Source organism: Streptomyces sp. NPDC058985 (genome assembly GCF_042740985.1).
Lineage (GTDB): Bacteria > Actinomycetota > Actinomycetes > Streptomycetales > Streptomycetaceae > Streptomyces.
Genome location: NZ_JBHYJX010000030.1, coordinates 1 through 18379, shown reverse-complemented (window position 1 = coordinate 18379; position 18379 = coordinate 1). Strand labels below are relative to the sequence as shown.

Sequence of the window (18379 nt, the reverse complement as noted above, 5' to 3'; positions counted from 1 at the left end):
TTGACGCACATGTGTACCCCCTGCCGGAGGGGGATCGAGCTGGGGGAGGCCATGCGCTTTCGCGGGAAGTCGATCCGCCGGAAGATCGTGGCGCTGCTTCTCGTGCCGCTGGTGTCCCTGACCGCGATCTGGGCGTTCGCCACGGTACTCACGGGGCGCGAGGCGGAACGGTTGTTCAGCGTCTCCACCGTCGTCGAGGAGATCGGCTATCCGATCGAGGACACCGTCCGCGTCCTCCAGCAGGAACGCCGCCAGACCCTCGTCCACCTCGCCGACCCGCGCGCTTCCGACGGGTTCGCCGCCCTCCAGCGCAGCCGCACCGCCACGGACGACGCCGTCGCCGAGATCCGCCGCAACGCCGCCGACGCCGGCGTGCGCGACGACCTGGGACAGGCCGAGGAGGAGCGGCTCACCGCCGTACTGGACGCCTTCGACGGCATCGGCTCGCTGCGCCGCAGCGTCGAGGACGGCACCGTCGACCGCGCGCAGGCGCTCGGCCTCTACAACCGCCTGGTCGACCCCTGCCACGACCTGCTCGCCAGTCTGAACGTCGTCGACAACGTCGGTCTGGACAAGCAGTACCGTGCGCTCGTCAACCTCTCCCGCGCCCGCGAACTCCTCTCCCGCGAGGACGCCCTCCTCGGCTCCGCCCTCGTCACCGGCCGGCTCACCCGCGCCGAGATCCGGGACGTCTCCGACCTCGTGGCGCAGCGCACCCTGATGTACGGCATCAACCTGCCGCTGCTGCCGTCCGCCGAACGCGGCCGCTACGAGCGCTTCTGGAAGAACGCCTCCTCCGCCCCGCTGCGCACCGCCGAGGAGGCCGCCCTCTCCGCCGGGGCCGGAACGCCCCGCGGCGTCACCGCAAAGAGCTGGGACACCGCCGCGGGCAGCGTCCTGGAGGAGCTCGGCGCCCTCGACGACGACGCGGCCGACCGCTACCAGGACCGGGTCGACCCGGTCGCGACGAACGTCATCGCCAAGGTGGTCATCGCCGGCGCGCTCGGCCTGATCGCCCTGCTCTACTCCCTCTTCCTCTCGGTACGCGTCGGCCGCTCCCTGATCCGTGACCTCAAGCAGCTGAGACTGGAGGCCCACGAGGCGTCCGGCGTCCGGCTGCCCAGCGTCATGCGCCGCCTCTCCGCGGGCGAGGAGGTCGACGTGGAGACCGAGGTGCCGCGCCTTGAGTACGACAGGAACGAGATCGGCGAGGTCGGCCAGGCCCTCAACACGCTGCAGCGGGCCGCCGTGGAGGCCGCGGTCAAGCAGGCCGAACTGCGCGCCGGTGTCTCCGAGGTCTTCGTCAACCTCGCGCGCCGCAGCCAGGTGCTGCTGCACAAGCAGCTCACGCTGCTGGACACCATGGAGCGCAGGACCGAGGACACCGAGGAACTCGCCGACCTGTTCCGCCTCGACCACCTGACCACGCGGATGCGCCGGCACGCCGAGGGCCTCGTCATCCTCTCCGGCGCCGCCCCGTCCCGGCAGTGGCGCAAGCCCGTCCAGCTCATGGACGTGGTGCGGGCCGCCGTCGCCGAGGTCGAGGACTACGAGCGCATCGAGGTCCGCAGGCTGCCGCGGGTGGCCGTCACCGGACCGGCGGTCGCCGACCTGACCCACCTGGTGGCCGAACTCCTGGAGAACGCCACGGTGTTCTCGCCCCCGCACACCGCCGTCCAGGTCCTGGGCGAGCGCGTCGCCAACGGCTTCACCCTGGAGATCCACGACCGCGGCCTCGGTATGGCGGCCGACGCCCTCCTGGACGCCAACCTCCGGCTCGCCGAGACCCCCGAGTTCGAGCTGTCCGACACCGACCGGCTCGGCCTGTTCGTCGTCAGCCGGCTCGCCCAGCGACAGAACGTCCGGGTCTCCCTCCAGCCCTCCCCGTACGGCGGCACCACCGCGGTCGTCTTCGTCCCCGACGCGCTGCTCTCGGACGACGCCCCCGACACCAACGGCATCGGCTTCCGCCTCGACCGTCCCCAGCACGTCAAGGAGAAGGGGCGGGAGGAGAGCCGTCGGTCGGCCCTGTCCCACGTGCCGGCGCGGCTGCCGGAGCGCCCGGCCGCGCTGCTGGACGGACCGGTGGAACTGGAGGCGCCCGTCGACCTGGACGCCCTCGACGGCCTGCCGGGCGGGCTCGACGACGAGGACGGCGAACGCGGCGGCCTGTTCCGCCCGCGCCGCTCGCTCGCCGCGGCCGACGACGACCACGGCTCGGCGGGCCGGCCGGGCCAGGACGACGACCCGGCCGACGCGGACGCACCCCTCCCGCTGCCCCGCCGCCGCACCCCCAAGCTGGTCAGTTCGCACGGCCGCCCGGTCCCCTCACGGGACACCGGGGACAGGGCGGACGACCACCAGACCCCGGCGGACGCGGACGCCAACGGCACACGCATCCCGGCCGCACCGCGGGCAGGAGCGGACGAACCGCCCGCGCTGCCCTCCCGCCGGAAACGCGGACAGCCCGCGGGCCGTGACGGCGGTGGAGCCTCCTCAGGCGGCCGCCCCGAAGGCCGGGACGCCGACGCCGCGGAGGCCGGTGCGCTGCCCCGGCGCGTACGGCAGGCCAACCTCGCGCCCCAGCTCCGGCAGAGTCCCGAACCACCTGCCGAGGACCGCTCCGACCCCGCCGACCGTGACGCCGACGAGGTCCGCAGCCGGATGGCCTCACTCCAGCGCGGCTGGCGGCGCGGGCGCGAGGAGAACGCCGCGGGTGACGACGTCCCCGGCGGCACGGCACCAACAGCACCACGAGGAACGACGGAGGGGGACGGTCGATGACCGCACCGAAGGCGACCGGCCACAGCGCGACCAAGTCCGGGGAGCTGAACTGGCTCCTCGACGACCTGGTCGACCGGGTCGCGAGCATCCGCAAGGCAGTCGTCCTGTCCGGCGACGGCCTGGCGACGGGTGCGTCCAAGGACCTGACCAGGGAGGACAGCGAGCACCTGGCCGCCGTGGCGTCGGGCTTCCACAGCCTCGCCAAGGGCGTGGGCCGCCACTTCGAGGCGGGCAGAGTCCGGCAGACGGTCGTCGAACTCGACGACGCCTTCCTGTTCGTCACCGCCGCCGGCGACGGCAGCTGCCTCGCCGTCCTCTCGGACGCCGACTCGGACGTCGGCCAGGTCGCCTACGAGATGACCCTCCTCGTCAAGCGGGTCGGCGGACACCTGGCCACCGCTCCACGCACCGATGTGCCCTCGGGCGGGTAAGTGGGATGACATGAGCGCAGACGGTCAGGGAAGAAACCACTGGTTCGACGACGAGGCCGGCCCCGTCGTCCGTCCGTACGCCATGACGCGCGGTCGCACCACCAGCGCGGCCCAGCACCGCCTCGACCTGATCGCGGTGGTCGTCACGGAACCCCACGCGGACGACCCCGAGGCGGACGTCACCCTCTCGCCGGAGCACGTGGACATCGTCGGACTGTGCCGGGAGGCCCCGCAGTCGGTCGCCGAACTCGCCGCCGAACTCGACCTGCCGATCGGGGTCGTACGGGTCCTGGTCGGCGACCTCGTGGACGTCGACCTCGTCCACGTCAACCGGCCCGTACCCCCGGCCGAACTGCCGGACGAGAACATTCTGCGCGACGTGATCAATGGACTGAGGGCACTGTGAACCCTCCCGTCGGCTCGTCGAGCGGCACGTTAAGGAGTAGAGACCGATGATCTTCGGGCGTTCCCAGCGCGGCAAGCCGCCGGTCGAGCCCGTCACCCTCAAGATCCTCGTGGCCGGCGGCTTCGGCGTGGGCAAGACCACCCTCGTCGGCGCGGTCAGCGAGATCCGGCCGCTGCGCACCGAGGAACTCCTCACCGAGGCCGGGCGGCCCGTCGACGATCTGAGCGGGGTGGAGGAGAAGCACACCACCACGGTGGCCATGGACTTCGGACGCATCACGCTGCGCGAGGACCTGGTGCTCTATCTGTTCGGCACGCCCGGCCAGGAGCGGTTCTGGTTCATGTGGGACGAGCTGTCCGAAGGGGCGCTGGGGGCGGTCGTCCTGGCCGACACCCGCCGCCTGGAGGACTGCTTCGCCGCCGTCGACTACTTCGAACGGCGTTCCATCCCGTTCCTGGTCGGCGTCAACTGCTTCGAGGGCTCGGCCCGCTATCCCTCCGAGACCGTCCGCCAGGCCCTCGACCTGGACACCGATGTGCCCGTGGTGATGTGCGACGCGCGTGACCGGGAGTCGGTCAAGGAGGTCCTCGTCGGCGTGGTCCAGCACGCGATGGCCCAGGCGGCCGACCGCCGCCGGGTCGTCACGACCTGACTCCGGGGCCCGACCTTCAGCCGGCCGGGCCCGGACCACTCTCCTCCTCCAGCCAGCCGAAGCTCTTCTCGACCGCCCTGCGCCAGTTGCGGTACTCGCGGTCGCGCACCGAGGACTCCATCGCGGGTGCCCACTCGGCGTCCCGCTGCCAGTGCGCCCGGAGGGCGTCGAGGCTGTTCCACACCCCGGTGGCCAGCCCGGCCGCGTACGCGGCGCCGAGGCAGGTCGTCTCGGAGACCCGGGGCCGGATCACCGGCACCCCCAGCACGTCCGCCTGGTGCTGCATCAGCAGCCCGTTCTTCGTCATGCCCCCGTCGACCTTCAGAGCCGTGATGCGCACCCCCGAGTCCTGGTACATCGCGTCCACGACCTCACGCGTCTGCCAGCTCGTCGCCTCCAGCACCGCCCGCGCGAGATGCGCCTTGGTGACGTACCGGGTGAGGCCGGTGACGACCCCGCGCGCGTCGGAACGCCAGTACGGCGCGAACAGTCCGGAGAACGCGGGCACGATGTAGGCGCCCCCGTTGTCCGCCACGCTCGCCGCCAGTGGCTCGATCTCGTCCGCGTCGCGGATGATGCCGAGCTGGTCGCGGAACCACTGCACCAGGGCGCCGGTGACGGCGATCGAACCCTCCAGGCAGTAGACGGGCGCCTCGTCGCCGATCTTGTAGCCCATGGTCGTGAGCAGCCCGCTCTTCGACGGCACCGGCCGGTCACCGGTGTTGAGCAGCAGGAAGCTGCCCGTGCCGTAGGTGTTCTTCGCCGAGCCCACGTCGTAGCAGGCCTGTCCGAACACGGCCGCCTGCTGGTCGCCGAGCGCGGAGGCCACGGGCACGCCGGCGAGCGGGCCGACGGCGGTGCCGTACACCTCGGCGGACGACCTGATCTCGGGAAGCACGGCCTCGGGGATGTTCATCGCCGCAAGGATGGCCGGGTCCCACTGGAGGGTGCGGAGGTCCATCAGCATGGTGCGCCCGGCGTTGGTCACGTCGGTGACGTGCCGCCCGCCCTCGGTGCCCCCGGTGAGGTTCCAGATCAGCCAGGAGTCGATGGTGCCGAAGGCGATCTCGCCGCGCTCGGCGCGGGCCCTGAGGCCGGGCACGTTGTCGAGCAGCCAGGCCGCCTTCGGCCCGGAGAAGTAGCTGGCCAGCGGCAGTCCGGTCGACTCGCGGAAACGGTCCTGCCCGTCGGTGCCGCCCAACTGGCGGCACAGCGCCGAGGTACGGGTGTCCTGCCACACGATGGCGTTGTGCACCGGCTTGCCGGTCACCCGGTCCCACAGCACGGTCGTCTCGCGCTGGTTGGTGATGCCCAGTGCGCTGAGCTGGTCGGCCCGCAGCCCGGCCTTGGCGATCGCCCCGGCGACCACCGCCCGCACCTTGGACCAGATCTCGGTGGCGTCGTGCTCCACCCAGCCCGGCTTGGGGAAGATCTGGCGGTGTTCGCGCTGGTCGACGGCGACGATCGCGCCGCCCTGGTCGAAGACGATGCAGCGGCTGGAGGTGGTGCCCTGGTCGATCGCGGCGACGTACTTCGCGGAGTGGTCCGTCATGGCTGCCCCTTGGGCTGGATTCGGAGGACGGAGGGCCGTACGGAGAGCCGTTCAGAAGGCCAGGTTGTAGATGAACCCGGCGAGCACCCCGCCGATCAGCGGCCCGGCCACCGGAACCCAGGCGTAACCCCAGTCGGAGGTGCCCTTGTTGGGGATCGGCAGGAAGGTGTGCACGATGCGCGGACCGAGGTCGCGCGTGGGGTTGATGGCGTAGCCGGTCGGCCCGCCGAGGGAGAGGCCGATACCGACCACGAGCAGGGCGACGATCAGCACCAGCGTCCCGGACTCGCCGAGCCCCTCGGTGAGTCCGAAGGCCAGGATCGGCAGCACGAGCCCCACGGTCGCGATGATCTCCGTGACCAGGTTGGCGACCGGGTTCCGGATCTCCGGGATCGTGGAGAAGATGCCGAGCGTCGGCACCGGCTCGTCCGCGTCGCCCTCGGTGGTACCGGTCCGGTCCTGGCGGACGTTGGCCTGGAACTGGGCGAAGTAGGTGAGGTAGCAGAGGACGGCGCCGAGCATCGCCCCCACCAACTGTCCGAGCAGGTAGACCCAGACCTTGCCCCACTCGCCGGTGTCGACGGCGATCCCGAGGGTGACGGCGGGGTTGAGATGCCCGCCGGACAGCGGCGCCGCGGTGTACGCGCCCGCCAGCACGCCGAACCCCCAGCCGAACGCGATCACCACCCACCCCGACGCCCGCGCCTTGCTGTACCGGAGGGTCACGGCGGCGCAGACACCCGCGCCGAAGAGGATGAGGATCGCCGTGCCGATGATCTCGCCGACGAAGATGTCTCCGTTGCTCATGGCGGCTCCTGGGCCCTGGCCCGGGACGGTCGGCCCCGGACCTCACGTGCGGGGTGCGTTCCCCCGGCGAGTTCCGCCGCGGGGGCGTGGGTGACGAGCGTGCCGTAGCAGCCGAACCGCCCGTGGGTCAGCGGGCCCCGAGCACCGGGGAGTCCGCGCGACGCAGTGCCGGAATGCGCCGAGATGTACGGCGATGTCGACTGACACCGGAAGTGTTCACCGGCGTCCGGGGAGCGTCAAGGTGGCCGACGGCAACGGTTGCGGCGACATGCCGCCACGCGCGCGTGGCCGACGGCTTGCCCCGCCCCCTGGCGCGGCGGGCGTCCGCTCAGCCCGCGGGCGCCGCCGACCGGTCCGAGCCGCGCCGGACCTCGTGCCCCGGCGCACCCGCCCGGCCCAGCACCCAACTCGCGCCGCGCAACGCCTTGGCGGCCTTCTTGAGCGGTGCCAGGCCCGCCGCGGCCTGCCGGTGGTCCGGCACGCTGCCCGGGGCGCACAGGACCGTGGCGAGGGAGAGCGTCACGGGCCGCCCGCCGGCCGACCACGGGACGTCCAGCACGGAGGCGACCAGCGGATCCAGCCCGTCCGGTTCGGTGAGCACCAGGAAGTCGTCCCCGCCGATGTGCCCCACGCGCGTGGTCCCCCTCGCCGACCGGAGCAGCGCCTGCCCGACCGACCGGATCAACTCGTCCCCGGCGGCGAACCCGGCCCCGTCGTTCACCTGCTTGAAGTGGTCCACGTCGAGCCAGCTCAGCGCGAATGCCCGCCCGTCCGCGATCCGCCGGTCCACCTCGTCCGTGATGGCGTCCGAACCGGGCAGCCGGGTCAGCGGGTTGAGCCCGGCCGCCTCCTCCACCCGGCTCTCGGCCAGCGCCCGCACCAGGTCCGCGAGCCGTACGACGCCCACGCACCGCCCGTACGCGTCCACCACGGCCACGTCGTCCGACGTACGGCCCCGGCCGCCGACCGCCACCACGTCCAGCACCTCCCAGGCCGTCGCGTCCACGCCCACCGTCCGCGGCGCGTCGCCCAGCTTCGCGGCCGGCCGGTCGGCGTAGAGCGCGTGCCCGTAGCGTGCCGACATGGACAGCAGGAAGCGGGAGCGGTGCACCGACCGCACCGGCACGCCGTCGCGGTCCACGAGCAGCACCCCGGACACGTCGGGCGACCCGGTCAGCAGGGCCCGCACCTGACCCGCCGAGGCCGTCACGGGCAGCAGCGCGGCCGGCCGCACGAACTGCCGTACCGACGGCCCCGACCGCGGCACCGGTACGACGCCGGGCGGGCCGGACGGAACGTACACGTCCGCCGCGGGCAGCCGGGCCGGCGGCGCGAACAGCTCGCCCTGGGCCCACTGCGCCCCGGCCGCCCGCGCGACGGCGTACTGCGTCTCCGTCTCCACCCCCTCGACGGACAGCAGCGCCCCCATCTCGTCGCACAGCACCCGCATCGCCCGCACGGCCGCCGGCCTGGCCAGCAGCGACGCGTCGAGCTTGACCAGATCCGGCGCCAGGTCCGTCAGCAGCCGCAGCGGCGCGTCCCCGTCGCCGACCCCGTCCGCGGAGATCCGGAACCCCTGGCCCCGCAGCACGGTCAACGCCTCCAGCAGGGCCTGCCGCGGCACGTGGGTGTACGGCGGACAGACGTCGAGCGTCACCTCCCACGGCATCCGGCCGGCCTCCCGCACGGCGTCGTGCAGGGGCTGCAGCCCACCCAGGTCGGCGAGGGTGCCCGCGAACACGTTGACGTGCAGCGGCAGCAGAGTCTCCTTGCGCACCGCCGCACGCAGCGCCGACACCGCCAGGCGGCCGTCGAGTTCGGGGTCGCGGCGCGCCTCGGCGAGGATGTCGCCGCTCTCCGGGCGGGCGAGTATCTCCAGCGCCGCGACCCCGCCGGTCATCAGATTGACCACCGGTTGGAAGGCGAAGCGGAGAGGATCCGTCCAGGAGCGCACGGGAGCAGGATCGCGTCGCCGGCACCCACGCGGGCCCAGTTCATGAGACGTTCACGCGGGATTCCGGCTCACCGGCACCGCACACGCGCGGCGAGTCGTCGGGCCACCCCCTTCCCTCACGGGAGTCGATCCTGATAGATGCAGGGAACATGACACGACTCTCGACCGCGCTGCGCGCTCTGGCCACCGCCTTCGCCGCCCTGCTCGCCGTCACGGCCGTACCCGCCACCGCGCAGGCCAGGCCCGGACCGAGGGCCCCGGAGAACTTCGTGGCCCTGAGAAGCGTCGATCCGACGATCATCCAGGAGATCCGCTACGTCACCCCGCACAACTTCGTCGGTGAACCGATCGACGGCTACCGGCAGCCGCTGTGCATCCTCACCCGCCCCGCCGCCAAGGCCCTGCACAAGGCGCAGACCCGGCTGCTGCGCCAGGGCTACTCCCTGAAGGTGTACGACTGCTACCGGCCGCAGCGCGCCGTCGACCACTTCGTCCGCTGGGCCGAGGACCTCGACGACCAGGCCATGAAGGCCGAGTTCTACCCGGAGGTCGACAAGACCCGCCTCTTCGACGACGGCTACATCGCGGAGAAGTCCGGCCACAGCCGGGGCTCGACCATGGACCTGACGATCGTACGGCTCCCGGCGAAGCCCACCCCGCCGTACCGGCCCGGACAGCCCCTGGTGCCGTGCTTCGCTCCGCAGGACGAACGCTTCCCCGACAACTCCGTCGACATGGGCACCGGATACGACTGCTTCGACACCCGCTCCCACACCCTCGACCCCCGCATCCAGGGCACCCAGCGCGCCAACCGCCTCCTGCTCAAGGACACCTTGGAGGACGTCGGCCTGGTAAACCTCCCCGAGGAGTGGTGGCACTTCACGTACAAGCCCGAGCCCTACCCGGACACCTACTTCGACTTCCCGGTCTCCACCAGGTCCCTCACCGGCCGCCGCTGAACGGGCGGCCGGAGCCGCCCGCTCCGCGATCGGATACAGTCCGCCGCGTGTCCGAAACTCAAACCTCCGTTCCCAACTCCGCGCCGAATTCGCACTGTTCGCGCTGCGGTACGCCCCACGGAGAGGGCGTCTCCGGCTGGCCCCGCACCTGCCCCGCGTGCGGCACCGTGGCCTACCGCAACCCACTGCCGGTCGCGGTGGCCCTCCAGCCCGTGTACGACACGCAGGGCACCGCCCTGGTGGTCATCACCCGCACCGTGGCCCCCGCGCGCGGGGGTGTCGCCCTGCCCGGCGGCTACATCGACGACCGGGAGGACTGGCGGCAGGCCGTCGTCCGCGAACTCAAGGAGGAGACCGGCATCGACGCGGCGAGCCACGACGTACGGCTCGCCGACGCCATGAGCTCGCCCGACGGCCATCTCCTGCTCTTCGGTTCCCTCCCCGAGCGTCCGGTCGAGAGCCTCCCCGCCTCCCACGCCACCGACGAGACTGAGGGCTGGCACCTCCTGCGCCGGTCGGAGGAGCTCGCCTTCCCGCTCCACACCAGGGCCGTACGGTCCTGGTTCGAGGGCCGCTACCTCTGAGCCGGGCGCTCGGCCAGCCCCCGCACACGCACCGGACAGAAGGTCTCCCCGGCCCCGTCCCCGCCCTCGCGCCGCACGACCACCCGCTCACCCTCCCAGCGCGACACGTAGCGCTCGATCTCCGGCTCCACCCACCCGTCGCCCGCGTCCCGCACGACCAGCCCACCGCCGGTCCGCCCCCGCGCGGGCGCCCACACCTCCAACTCCGGCGCCCCGTCCTCCCCGCGCACCGGAACCACCGCTCCCGCGCGCGCGAACACCGGGATCCGCGCCAACGGGGCCTCCACGAGCACCTGCGCCGGCCCCTCGTACGCCCGCTCCGTCACCACGTCGTACCACCGCCCCCGCGGCAACAGCACCGCACGCCGGTCCGCACCCGGATCGAGCACCGGCGCCACCAGCAGACAGTCACCCAGCAGGAACGCGTCCTCGCAGTCCCGCAACGCCCGCTCCTCCGGCGACGACCACCACAGCGGACGCACGTACGGCGCACCCGTCCGCCGGGCCAGATGCGCCAGCGTCACGAAGTACGGCAGCAGCCGACGCCGCTCGATGAGCGCCACGCGCGCGTGCTCCAGGACCTCGGCCCCGAACTCCCACGGCTCCCTGCGCCCCGCCCGAGGCCCTCCGTGGGTGCGGAACAACGGCAGGTGGGCCGCCAGCTGGAACCACCGCAGATACAGCTCAGGCGACGGACTCCCGTCGGTCCCGCCCACGTCCGGCCCCGCGTACGGCACCCCGCACAGCCCGAGACCCAGCACCGACGCCAGCGACGCCCGCAGGCCCGGCCAACCCGTGGCCACGTCCCCCGACCACGTGCCGCCGTACCGCTGAAGCCCGGCCCACCCGGCGCGCGAGACGACGAACGGCCGCTCTCCGGGCACCAGGGCCCGCAGCCCCTCGTACGCGGCGCGGGCCATGCACAGGCCGTAGACGTTGTGCGCCTCCCGGTGGTCACCGCCCCTGCCCTCCAGCCGGTGGCGGGCCGAGCGCGGCAGCGTCGGCTCCCCGAAGGCGGCGAACGACGTGGGCGCGTTCAGGTCGTGCCACACACCGGCGAACCCCTGCCCCAGCCGCTCCTCGTAGCGCTCGCCCCACCACTCGCGCGCACGCGCGTGGGTGAAATCCGGAAAGACCACGTCCCCGGCCCGTGCCACACCCCGGACGACCGGCCCGGAGGCCGCCCGGACGAACACGTCCTCGCGCGTCCCGCCGTCGTACACCGGATTGCCGGGCACGGCGGGCACGGCCGGCTCGACGACCGACACCAGTCGGATCCCGTCCCGCCGCAGCTCATCGGCGAGAACCGGCAGCTTGGGAAACCGCTCCTCGTCCACGGTGAACACCTGGTGGGCGTCCGCATGACCGATGCCCAGGTGCACCGCGTCCAGCGGCAGACCACGCTCCTGGTAGCCGGTGACGACCCGCCGGACCTCCTCCTCGTCACCGGATCCCCACAGCGCGTGATGGTGACCCAGCGCCCATGACGGCGGCAACGCGGGCGCCCCGGTCAGCGAGGCCCAGGCGAGCAGCACCCGCGCGGGCGTACCCACCATCACCCAGCACCGCAGCGGACCACCGTCCATCCGCAGCACACTCCGACCCGGCCGGTCGTGCCCGGAGCCCGCCCCCTCCTCGCCCTCCCGCAGGTCGACCGTGCCGTCCCACGCGCTGTCGTGGAAGACCAGATGCGTCCCGGCGTCGGCCACCACCAACTGCACCGGCATGGTGACGGACAACGGTTCCGGGCCCGGTCCGGAGGGCAGGCCCGAGTCGGTGTTCCACAGCCGGTACGTGCCCTCCCGCAGCCGGGGCCCCGCGGACCGCCCGCCGAGCCCGAAGAACCGCGCGTCCGCCGCCACCTCCGACCGCTGCGTCCAGCGCGCCGGACCGCCTTCGGCCGGCTCCCACCAGCGCGGCGGCAGCTCACGCCGCAGCACCACGCCCCCCGGGGTCCGCACCTCGACGGCTCCGTGCCGGGACACGGCCACCGTGGCCCGCTCCGCGACCACCCGCCGGCCGCCGTCCTTGTCCGGCTCCAGCACCGCCCGCGGATCCGGCTCAGGACAACGGCCCGCCAACGCGTACGACGGCTCCGGCCCGGCCCCGTCCCAGCCCCAGAAGACCGCCCCGTTCACGGCGACCAGGATGCGCAGCTCCGAGCGGGCGAACCGGATGACCCCACCCCCCGGTCCGGGCTGCACCTCCCGCATCGGCCCCGGCACCCTCGCCCGCTCCGCACCCCGCGGCGGCAGTCCCGCGGCATCGGCCAGCCTCCGGCGCCACGCCGCCCGCACGCCACGCAACCCCTGCGCCGCCCCCGCCGAACCGAACGTCTTCATCGAACGCACCAGGTCACGACCGTCCATGCTGCTCACCCTGCCATCGGAGAGCGCGCCCAGGGGCGTCGTTCAACTGCCGTTCACCCGTGACGGGACCACATCTTCACGACACCGACTATGTGGGGCGCGCCCTGGTGCGGAAGTCGATCACATGGCATCGTCCGTGTCAGCCGCGTCACGCGCACACCCCAGCCCGTGCGCGGAGGACGCACACGACGCGCACAGTCCGGGAGCAGCCCATGTCGACCGTCACCCCCCAGCCGCTCTGGCAGCCAGACCCCCAGCGCGTCGCCCAGGCGCGGATCACCAGGTTCCAGACCTGGGCGTCCGACCGATACGACGCCCCCGCCGACGGCGGCTACCCCGCACTGCACCGCTGGTCCGTGAACGAGCCGGAAACCTTCTGGAAGGCCGTCACGGAATGGTTCGACGTACGCTTCTCGACCCCCTACGCGCGCGTACTGGGCGACCGCGCGATGCCCGGAGCCCAGTGGTTCCCCGGCGCCACCCTCAACTACGCCGAGCACGCCCTGCGCGCCGCGGCCACCCGCGCGGACGAACCGGCCCTCCTCCACGTCGACGAGACCCACGAGACCGTCCCGGTCACCTGGGGCGAGCTGCGCCGCCAGGTCGGCTCGCTCGCCGCCGAACTGCGGGCCCTCGGCGTCCGCCCCGGGGACCGCGTCAGCGGCTACCTCCCGAACGTCCCGCAGGCCGTGGTCGCCCTCCTCGCCACCGCGGCCGTCGGCGGCGTCTGGACCTCCTGCGCCCCCGACTTCGGCGCCCGCAGCGTCCTGGACCGCTTCCAGCAGGTCGAACCCGTTGTCCTGTTCACCGTCGACGGCTACCGCTACGGCGGCAAGGACCACGACCGCCGCGACACCGTCGCCGAACTCCGCCGCGAGCTGCCCACCCTGCGCGCCGTGGTCCACATCCCACTCCTCGGCACCGAGGCCCCCGAGGGAGCGCTCGACTGGACCACCCTGACGGGCGCGGACACGGAACCCGTCTACGAACAGGTGCCCTTCGACCACCCCCTGTGGGTGCTGTACTCCTCCGGCACCACCGGCCTGCCCAAGGCCATCGTCCAGTCCCAGGGCGGCATCCTGGTCGAACACCTCAAACAGCTCGGGCTGCACTGCGACCTCGGCCCCGAGGACCGCTTCTTCTGGTACACGTCGACCGGCTGGATGATGTGGAACTTTCTCGTCTCCGGCCTGCTCACCGGGACGACGGTCGTCCTCTACGACGGCAGCCCCGGGTTCCCGGCGACGGACGCCCAATGGCGCATCGCCGAACGCACCGGCGCCACCCTCTTCGGCACCTCCGCCGCCTACGTCATGGCCTGCCGCAAGGCCGACGTCCACCCGGCCCGCGACCTGGACCTCTCCCGCATCCAGTGCGTCGCCACCACCGGCTCCCCGCTCCCGCCCGACGGCTTCCGCTGGCTGCACGACGAGTTCGCCGAGAACGGCGCGGACCTGTGGATCGCCTCCGTCAGCGGCGGCACCGACGTGTGCTCCTGCTTCGCGGGCGCGGTCCCCACCCTTCCCGTGTACATCGGCGAACTCCAGGCCCCGGGCCTGGGCACCGACCTCCAGGCCTGGGACCCCCAGGGCAACCCCCTCACCGACGAGGTCGGCGAGCTGGTCGTCACCAACCCCATGCCGTCGATGCCGATCCGCTTCTGGAACGACCCCGACGGCAGCCGCTACCACGACAGCTACTTCGACACCTACCCCGGCGTCTGGCGCCACGGGGACTGGATCACCCTCACCTCACGCGGCTCCGTCGTCATCCACGGCCGCTCCGACTCGACCCTCAACCGGCAGGGCGTCCGCATGGGCTCCGCCGACATCTACGAAGCCGTCGAACGACTCCCCGAGATCAGGGAATCCCTCGTCGTCGGCATCGAACAACCGGACGGCGGCTACTGGATGCCCCTGTTCGTGCACCTCGCCCCAGGAGCCGCCCTCGACCAGCCCCTGCTCGACCGCATCAAACGGACCATCCGCGAACAGCTCTCCCCGCGCCACGTCCCCGACGAGGTCATCGAGGTACCCGGCATCCCGCACACGCTGACCGGCAAACGCATCGAGGTACCGGTCAAGCGCCTCCTCCAGGGCACCCCCCTGGACAAGGCCGTCAACCCCGGCTCCATCGACAACCTCGACCTGCTCGACTTCTACGAGAACCTGGCCCGCAAACGCTCCTGACCAGGCCCTCGACCGGCCGGCAGCCCTCGATGGCGGCCGGCCGGCCCGCGCCCGCCCGACACCACTGTCAGTGCCGCCGATTACTGTGAGTGAGCATTGATCGACCGTGCACAGGGGGAAACATGGCGCACACCGACCAGACCATGCGACGCGTCCTGCGCCGCGAAATCGCGGGCACCATCGGACTGCTCACCGACGAACACGACTTTCGCGCCATGCGGCGCTACCGCAGCTTCACCTTCCACGACCACGCCGCCTATCTCCGCCAGGTCGAAGCCCTCCTGAGGGCACGCGCCGCAGAGGGCACCCACACCACGATCGCCCTCTTCGACCCGGAGGAGTACGCCGACTACTGCACCACGGCGGGCATCGACCCCGACGCCCCCGCCAGCCGGACCCGGTTCACCGCCGAACTCGCCACCAACGGACCCACCGTCCCGTACGAGGGCCAGCCCCTCACCGACCTGCTGCCGGCCCTGGTCGACGAAGCCGTCCGCCAGGCCACCTGGGAGTACGCGGCCACCCTGCTCGCCCGCCTGGGCACCTGCTCCACCTGCGGCGAAGATCTCGGCCGAGCCGCCTTCACCCGAGCCTCGCGCCTCCTGCTCCAGGTCCTGCGGACGGCCCCACCGGGCAACGGGCACCTGGTGTGCAGCGTCTCGGGATCCCCGGAAGGCCTCGTCTCCGTCCTGCACGCCGACGAGGAGATCGACGGCACCCCGCACGTCGACGAGGCCGAGGCCCTCGAATTCACCAGCGTCCTCGCCCTCGGCCTGGCCACCCACAGCCCCGGCGGACTCGTCATGCGCATCAGCCCTGCGAGCGGCCCCGACCGCATCCACGGCTGGCGACTGCGCGGATACGGCCTCGAACCCCTCACCGCCGGCGAGGTCTTCGACGCGTACTGCACCGACGTCGAGAACGGCGACCTCATCTCCCCGGAGTCCAACGTCGACTACTGCGCCCCGCCCGACCTCGGAGACGACGCCCTGCCCCCGGGACACCACCACTGACGACCGCGGGGCGCCCCACCCGGAGGTGGAACGCCCCGCACACAGCGACAGCCGCGGCCCCGCCCGGCCCTACTCGCCGGACAGCACCGCCTGAGCCGCGTTGCGCGCCTCCTCGGCGCTCTCCGCCGCCCGGGCGGCCGCGGCGGCCCGCTCGCACTGCGCCAGCGTGAACTTCGCCAGCGTCGCCCGCACATAGGGCAGCGACGCCGCACCCATGGAGAGGGAGGTGACACCCAGACCCGTCAGCACACACGCCAGCAGCGGATCCGACGCGGCCTCACCACACACGCCGCAGCTCTTGCCCTCGGCCTTCGCCGCCTCGGCGGACAGCGCGACCAGGTCGAGCAGCGCGGGCTGCCACGGATCCTGCAGCCGGGACACCGCACCCACCTGACGGTCGGCGGCGAAGGTGTACTGCGCGAGGTCGTTCGTCCCCAGCGACAGGAACTCGACCTCCTGGAGGACCGAGCGCGCACGCAGCGCGGCCGACGGAATCTCCACCATCGCGCCGAACTTCGCCCGCAGCCCGGCCTCGCGGCAGGCGTCCGCGAACGCCTTGGCGTCGGCCCGGTCCGCCACCATCGGCGCCATGACCTCGAGGTAGACCGGCAGACCCTCCGCGGCCTTCGCCAGCGCCGTCAGCTGCGTCCGCAGCACGTCCGGGTGGTCCAGCAGCGTCCGCAGTCCCCGCACACCCAGCGCCGGGTTCGGTTCGTCGCCCGGAGTCAGGAAGTCCAGCGGCTTGTCCGCGCCGGCGTCCAGCACCCGCACGACGACCCGGCCCTCGGGGAACGCCTCCAGCACCTGCCGGTAGGCGGAGACCTGCTTCTCCTCCGTCGGCGCGTTCTTGCTGTCGTCGAGGAAGAGGAACTCGGTACGGAAGAGACCGACGCCCTCGGCCCCGGCCTCCACCGCCGCCGGTACGTCGGCGGGACCACCGATGTTCGCGAGCAGCGGCACCTTGTGCCCGTCCGACGTCGCACCCGGGCCGGTCGCGGCGGCCAGCGCCGCCTTGCGCTCGGCCGCCTCCGCCGCCAGCCGCTCCTTCTTCTCGGCGGCGGGGTTCACGAAGATCTCACCGGTGCTCCCGTCAACGGCCACGACCGTGCCCTCGGGAATCTCGCCCGCACAGGGAAGCGCGACCACGGCCGGCACACCGAGCGCCCGCGCGAGGATCGCGCTGTGACTGGTGGGCCCGCCCTCCTCGGTGACGAAGCCGAGGACCAGCGTCGGGTCCAGCAGCGCGGTGTCCGCCGGCGCGAGATCCCGCGCGATGAGGACGTACGGCTCGTCGCTGTCCGGGACACCCGGCATCGGCACCCCGAGCAGCCGCGCGACAATACGATTCCGCACGTCGTCGAGGTCGGCCACACGACCGGCCAGGTACTCCCCGGCACCGGCCAGCAGGGCGCGGTACGCGGCGAAGGCGTCGTAGACCGCCCGCTCGGCCGTGCTGCCGACGGTGATCCGCCGCTCCACGTCCGCCATCAGCTCGGGGTCCTGGGCCATCATGGCCTGCGCCTCGAGGACCGCCTGGGCCTCGCCCCCGGCCAGGTTGCCGCGCGCCATGAGATCGGCGGCCACAGCTTCCACGGCCTTGCGGGCACGACCCTGCTCGCGCTCCGCGTCCTCGGCCGGAATCTGCTTGGCCGGCGGTTCCAGTACCGCCGTTCCCATGTGCCGAACCTCGCCGATCGCCACACCGTGGCTCACCCCGACGCCTCGCAGCGTTGTCTCCATCTCACCCGTCCCGATCATGCGGCGGGTCCCGCCGCCGCGGTGGTTGTCCTGGCGGCCGTCTGACGACGGCGTCGACGTCACTTCCAGAGGAAGAGACTCTCGCCCGCCTTCACGTCGCCGTCCTCACGCAGCTCGGCGAGCGCCTCGGCCGTGGCCTCCAGGGCCACGATCGGGCAGATCGGCGACTTGCCCGCGGCCTCGACACCGGCCGGGTCCCAGCGCACCACACCCTGGCCGCGGACCACGGTGTCGCCCTTGTTCACCAGGAGCTCGAACCCCTCGCCGTTGAGCTGCACCGTGTCGATGCCGAGGTGGGTCAGCACTCCGTGCCCGCTGTCGTCGACGACGACGAAGGCGTGCGGGTGCAGGGAAACGATGACGCCGTCGACGGGGGCGACCGCCTCGGAGGGTTCGCGCACGGGGTCGATGGCGGTACCCGGGCCGACCATGGCCCCGGAGAAGACGGGATCGGGCACAGCGGCCAGGCCGATGGCGCGTCCTGCGAGCGGGGACGAGACGGTGGTCATGGGAAGCCTCCCAGGGCGGGGTCTGTACGAGCCGTCACTGCCTGTCCCGGACGGCACACTGTGCAGCAGCGTATGTCATAGGAAGTACCGGTTCCGCACGAGTGTTCCGAATAGAGGTCTAGACCACACTCGTCAGGGATTTGCACCCCCTCCGCGGCCCCGTGTACAGTTGTGACTCTGCCTGCGGCTGAGCGATGCCAAGCAACACGTCCTCGCCCGGCAGCAACCAACTCATCAGATCCTATCGCTGGATCGCCTTCTGCGTGCTCGCAGGACGGTGGTCAAAAGCACCGGGAAAGCCTGATAGTGTTGGAAACACCGAAGGGAAGCGCCCGGAGGAAAGCCGCGAGACAGTGTCTCGGGTGAGTACAAAGGAAGCGTCCGTTCCTTGAGAACTCAACAGCGTGCCAAA

The 18379-nt window shown here is 72.5% G+C and carries 14 protein-coding genes; 8 read left to right on the top strand and 6 right to left on the bottom strand.

Translation table 11 applies throughout. The features are described from left to right. Nucleotides 1-51: 51 nt before the first annotated feature. From ACFW01_RS24235 to ACFW01_RS24220, 4 genes are read left to right on the top strand one after another with little or no spacing between them, the layout of a single operon-like run. Nucleotides 52-2784 carry a nitrate- and nitrite sensing domain-containing protein gene (locus ACFW01_RS24235; RefSeq protein WP_384506512.1) on the top strand — a complete coding sequence of 911 codons (2733 nt, stop codon included), beginning with the start codon at nt 52-54 and terminating at the stop codon, nt 2782-2784. Beyond that, nucleotides 2781-3215, top strand: a complete 435-nt coding sequence (locus ACFW01_RS24230) for a roadblock/LC7 domain-containing protein (protein ID WP_384506509.1) — start codon at nt 2781-2783, stop codon at nt 3213-3215. Before ACFW01_RS24235 ends, ACFW01_RS24230 begins: the two co-directional genes overlap by 4 nt. A 10-nt stretch (nt 3216-3225) precedes the next feature. Beyond that, nucleotides 3226-3621 (top strand): DUF742 domain-containing protein, encoded by a 396-nt coding sequence (locus ACFW01_RS24225; protein ID WP_234958206.1) that lies wholly within the window; start codon nt 3226-3228, stop codon nt 3619-3621. Between the two features lie 46 nt (nt 3622-3667). Further along, the gene (locus tag ACFW01_RS24220) at nt 3668-4273 is read left to right on the top strand and encodes an ATP/GTP-binding protein (protein WP_234958205.1); all 606 of its coding nucleotides are present in this window, start codon (nt 3668-3670) and stop codon (nt 4271-4273) included. A gap of 16 nt (nt 4274-4289) precedes the next feature. Here the strand turns inward: ACFW01_RS24220 and glpK are convergent, their stop codons facing one another. The 3 genes from glpK to ACFW01_RS24205 all read right to left on the bottom strand — a co-directional run bounded on the left by glpK (nt 4290) and on the right by ACFW01_RS24205 (nt 8586). Then, a complete protein-coding gene (gene glpK, locus ACFW01_RS24215) occupies nt 4290-5825 on the bottom strand; it encodes a glycerol kinase GlpK (RefSeq protein WP_384506504.1) in 1536 nt (511 codons plus the stop codon). 51 nt (nt 5826-5876) lie between these two features. Beyond that, nucleotides 5877-6632, bottom strand: coding sequence for an MIP/aquaporin family protein (locus tag ACFW01_RS24210; protein WP_384506501.1), 756 nt, complete (start codon nt 6630-6632; stop codon nt 5877-5879). Nucleotides 6633-6960: 328 nt separating this feature from the next. After that, nucleotides 6961-8586 (bottom strand): EAL domain-containing protein, encoded by a 1626-nt coding sequence (locus ACFW01_RS24205; protein WP_384506498.1) that lies wholly within the window; start codon nt 8584-8586, stop codon nt 6961-6963. 149 nt (nt 8587-8735) lie between these two features. Here ACFW01_RS24205 and ACFW01_RS24200 point away from each other — a divergent pair, with 149 nt between their 5' ends. Both ACFW01_RS24200 and ACFW01_RS24195 read left to right on the top strand, forming a co-directional pair. Then, nucleotides 8736-9545 carry a M15 family metallopeptidase gene (locus ACFW01_RS24200; protein ID WP_234958201.1) on the top strand — a complete coding sequence of 270 codons (810 nt, stop codon included), beginning with the start codon at nt 8736-8738 and terminating at the stop codon, nt 9543-9545. Between the two features lie 47 nt (nt 9546-9592). Then, nucleotides 9593-10129: an NUDIX domain-containing protein gene (locus ACFW01_RS24195; protein ID WP_234958200.1), complete on the top strand. Its 537-nt coding sequence runs from the start codon at nt 9593-9595 to the stop codon at nt 10127-10129. Here the strand turns inward: ACFW01_RS24195 and ACFW01_RS24190 are convergent. After that, nucleotides 10120-12498 carry a glycoside hydrolase family 31 protein gene (locus ACFW01_RS24190; protein ID WP_384506493.1) on the bottom strand — a complete coding sequence of 793 codons (2379 nt, stop codon included), beginning with the start codon at nt 12496-12498 and terminating at the stop codon, nt 10120-10122. The two genes, ACFW01_RS24195 and ACFW01_RS24190, sit on opposite strands and share 10 nt — an antisense overlap. A 212-nt stretch (nt 12499-12710) precedes the next feature. Here ACFW01_RS24190 and ACFW01_RS24185 point away from each other — a divergent pair, with 212 nt between their 5' ends. Further along, nucleotides 12711-14687, top strand: coding sequence for an acetoacetate--CoA ligase (locus ACFW01_RS24185; RefSeq protein WP_234958198.1), 1977 nt, complete (start codon nt 12711-12713; stop codon nt 14685-14687). Nucleotides 14688-14809: 122 nt separating this feature from the next. Beyond that, nucleotides 14810-15700, top strand: coding sequence for a hypothetical protein (locus ACFW01_RS24180; protein WP_234958197.1), 891 nt, complete (start codon nt 14810-14812; stop codon nt 15698-15700). Nucleotides 15701-15769: 69 nt separating this feature from the next. Here the strand turns inward: ACFW01_RS24180 and ptsP are convergent, their stop codons facing one another. Continuing rightward, a complete protein-coding gene (gene ptsP / locus ACFW01_RS24175) occupies nt 15770-17440 on the bottom strand; it encodes a phosphoenolpyruvate--protein phosphotransferase (RefSeq protein WP_384506489.1) in 1671 nt (556 codons plus the stop codon). A 77-nt stretch (nt 17441-17517) separates the two neighbouring features. Beyond that, complete coding sequence (locus ACFW01_RS24170) at nt 17518-17967, bottom strand: PTS glucose transporter subunit IIA (RefSeq protein ID WP_125495409.1); 450 nt, start codon at nt 17965-17967, stop codon at nt 17518-17520. Between the last annotated feature and the right edge of the window lie 412 nt (nt 17968-18379).

What these genes read in the sequence shown, in the direction of transcription:
- ACFW01_RS24225 (WP_234958206.1), top strand. Translation starts at nt 3,226, where the DNA reads ATGAGCGCAGACGGTCAGGGAAGAAACCACTGGTTCGACGACGAGGCC.
- ptsP (WP_384506489.1), bottom strand. Translation starts at nt 17,440, where the DNA reads ATGGAGACAACGCTGCGAGGCGTCGGGGTGAGCCACGGTGTGGCGATC.
- ACFW01_RS24180 (WP_234958197.1), top strand. Translation starts at nt 14,810, where the DNA reads ATGGCGCACACCGACCAGACCATGCGACGCGTCCTGCGCCGCGAAATC.
- ACFW01_RS24170 (WP_125495409.1), bottom strand. Translation starts at nt 17,967, where the DNA reads ATGACCACCGTCTCGTCCCCGCTCGCAGGACGCGCCATCGGCCTGGCC.
- ACFW01_RS24190 (WP_384506493.1), bottom strand. Translation starts at nt 12,498, where the DNA reads ATGGACGGTCGTGACCTGGTGCGTTCGATGAAGACGTTCGGTTCGGCG.
- ACFW01_RS24220 (WP_234958205.1), top strand. Translation starts at nt 3,668, where the DNA reads ATGATCTTCGGGCGTTCCCAGCGCGGCAAGCCGCCGGTCGAGCCCGTC.
- glpK (WP_384506504.1), bottom strand. Translation starts at nt 5,825, where the DNA reads ATGACGGACCACTCCGCGAAGTACGTCGCCGCGATCGACCAGGGCACC.
- ACFW01_RS24230 (WP_384506509.1), top strand. Translation starts at nt 2,781, where the DNA reads ATGACCGCACCGAAGGCGACCGGCCACAGCGCGACCAAGTCCGGGGAG.
- ACFW01_RS24185 (WP_234958198.1), top strand. Translation starts at nt 12,711, where the DNA reads ATGTCGACCGTCACCCCCCAGCCGCTCTGGCAGCCAGACCCCCAGCGC.
- ACFW01_RS24200 (WP_234958201.1), top strand. Translation starts at nt 8,736, where the DNA reads ATGACACGACTCTCGACCGCGCTGCGCGCTCTGGCCACCGCCTTCGCC.
- ACFW01_RS24210 (WP_384506501.1), bottom strand. Translation starts at nt 6,632, where the DNA reads ATGAGCAACGGAGACATCTTCGTCGGCGAGATCATCGGCACGGCGATC.
- ACFW01_RS24235 (WP_384506512.1), top strand. Translation starts at nt 52, where the DNA reads ATGCGCTTTCGCGGGAAGTCGATCCGCCGGAAGATCGTGGCGCTGCTT.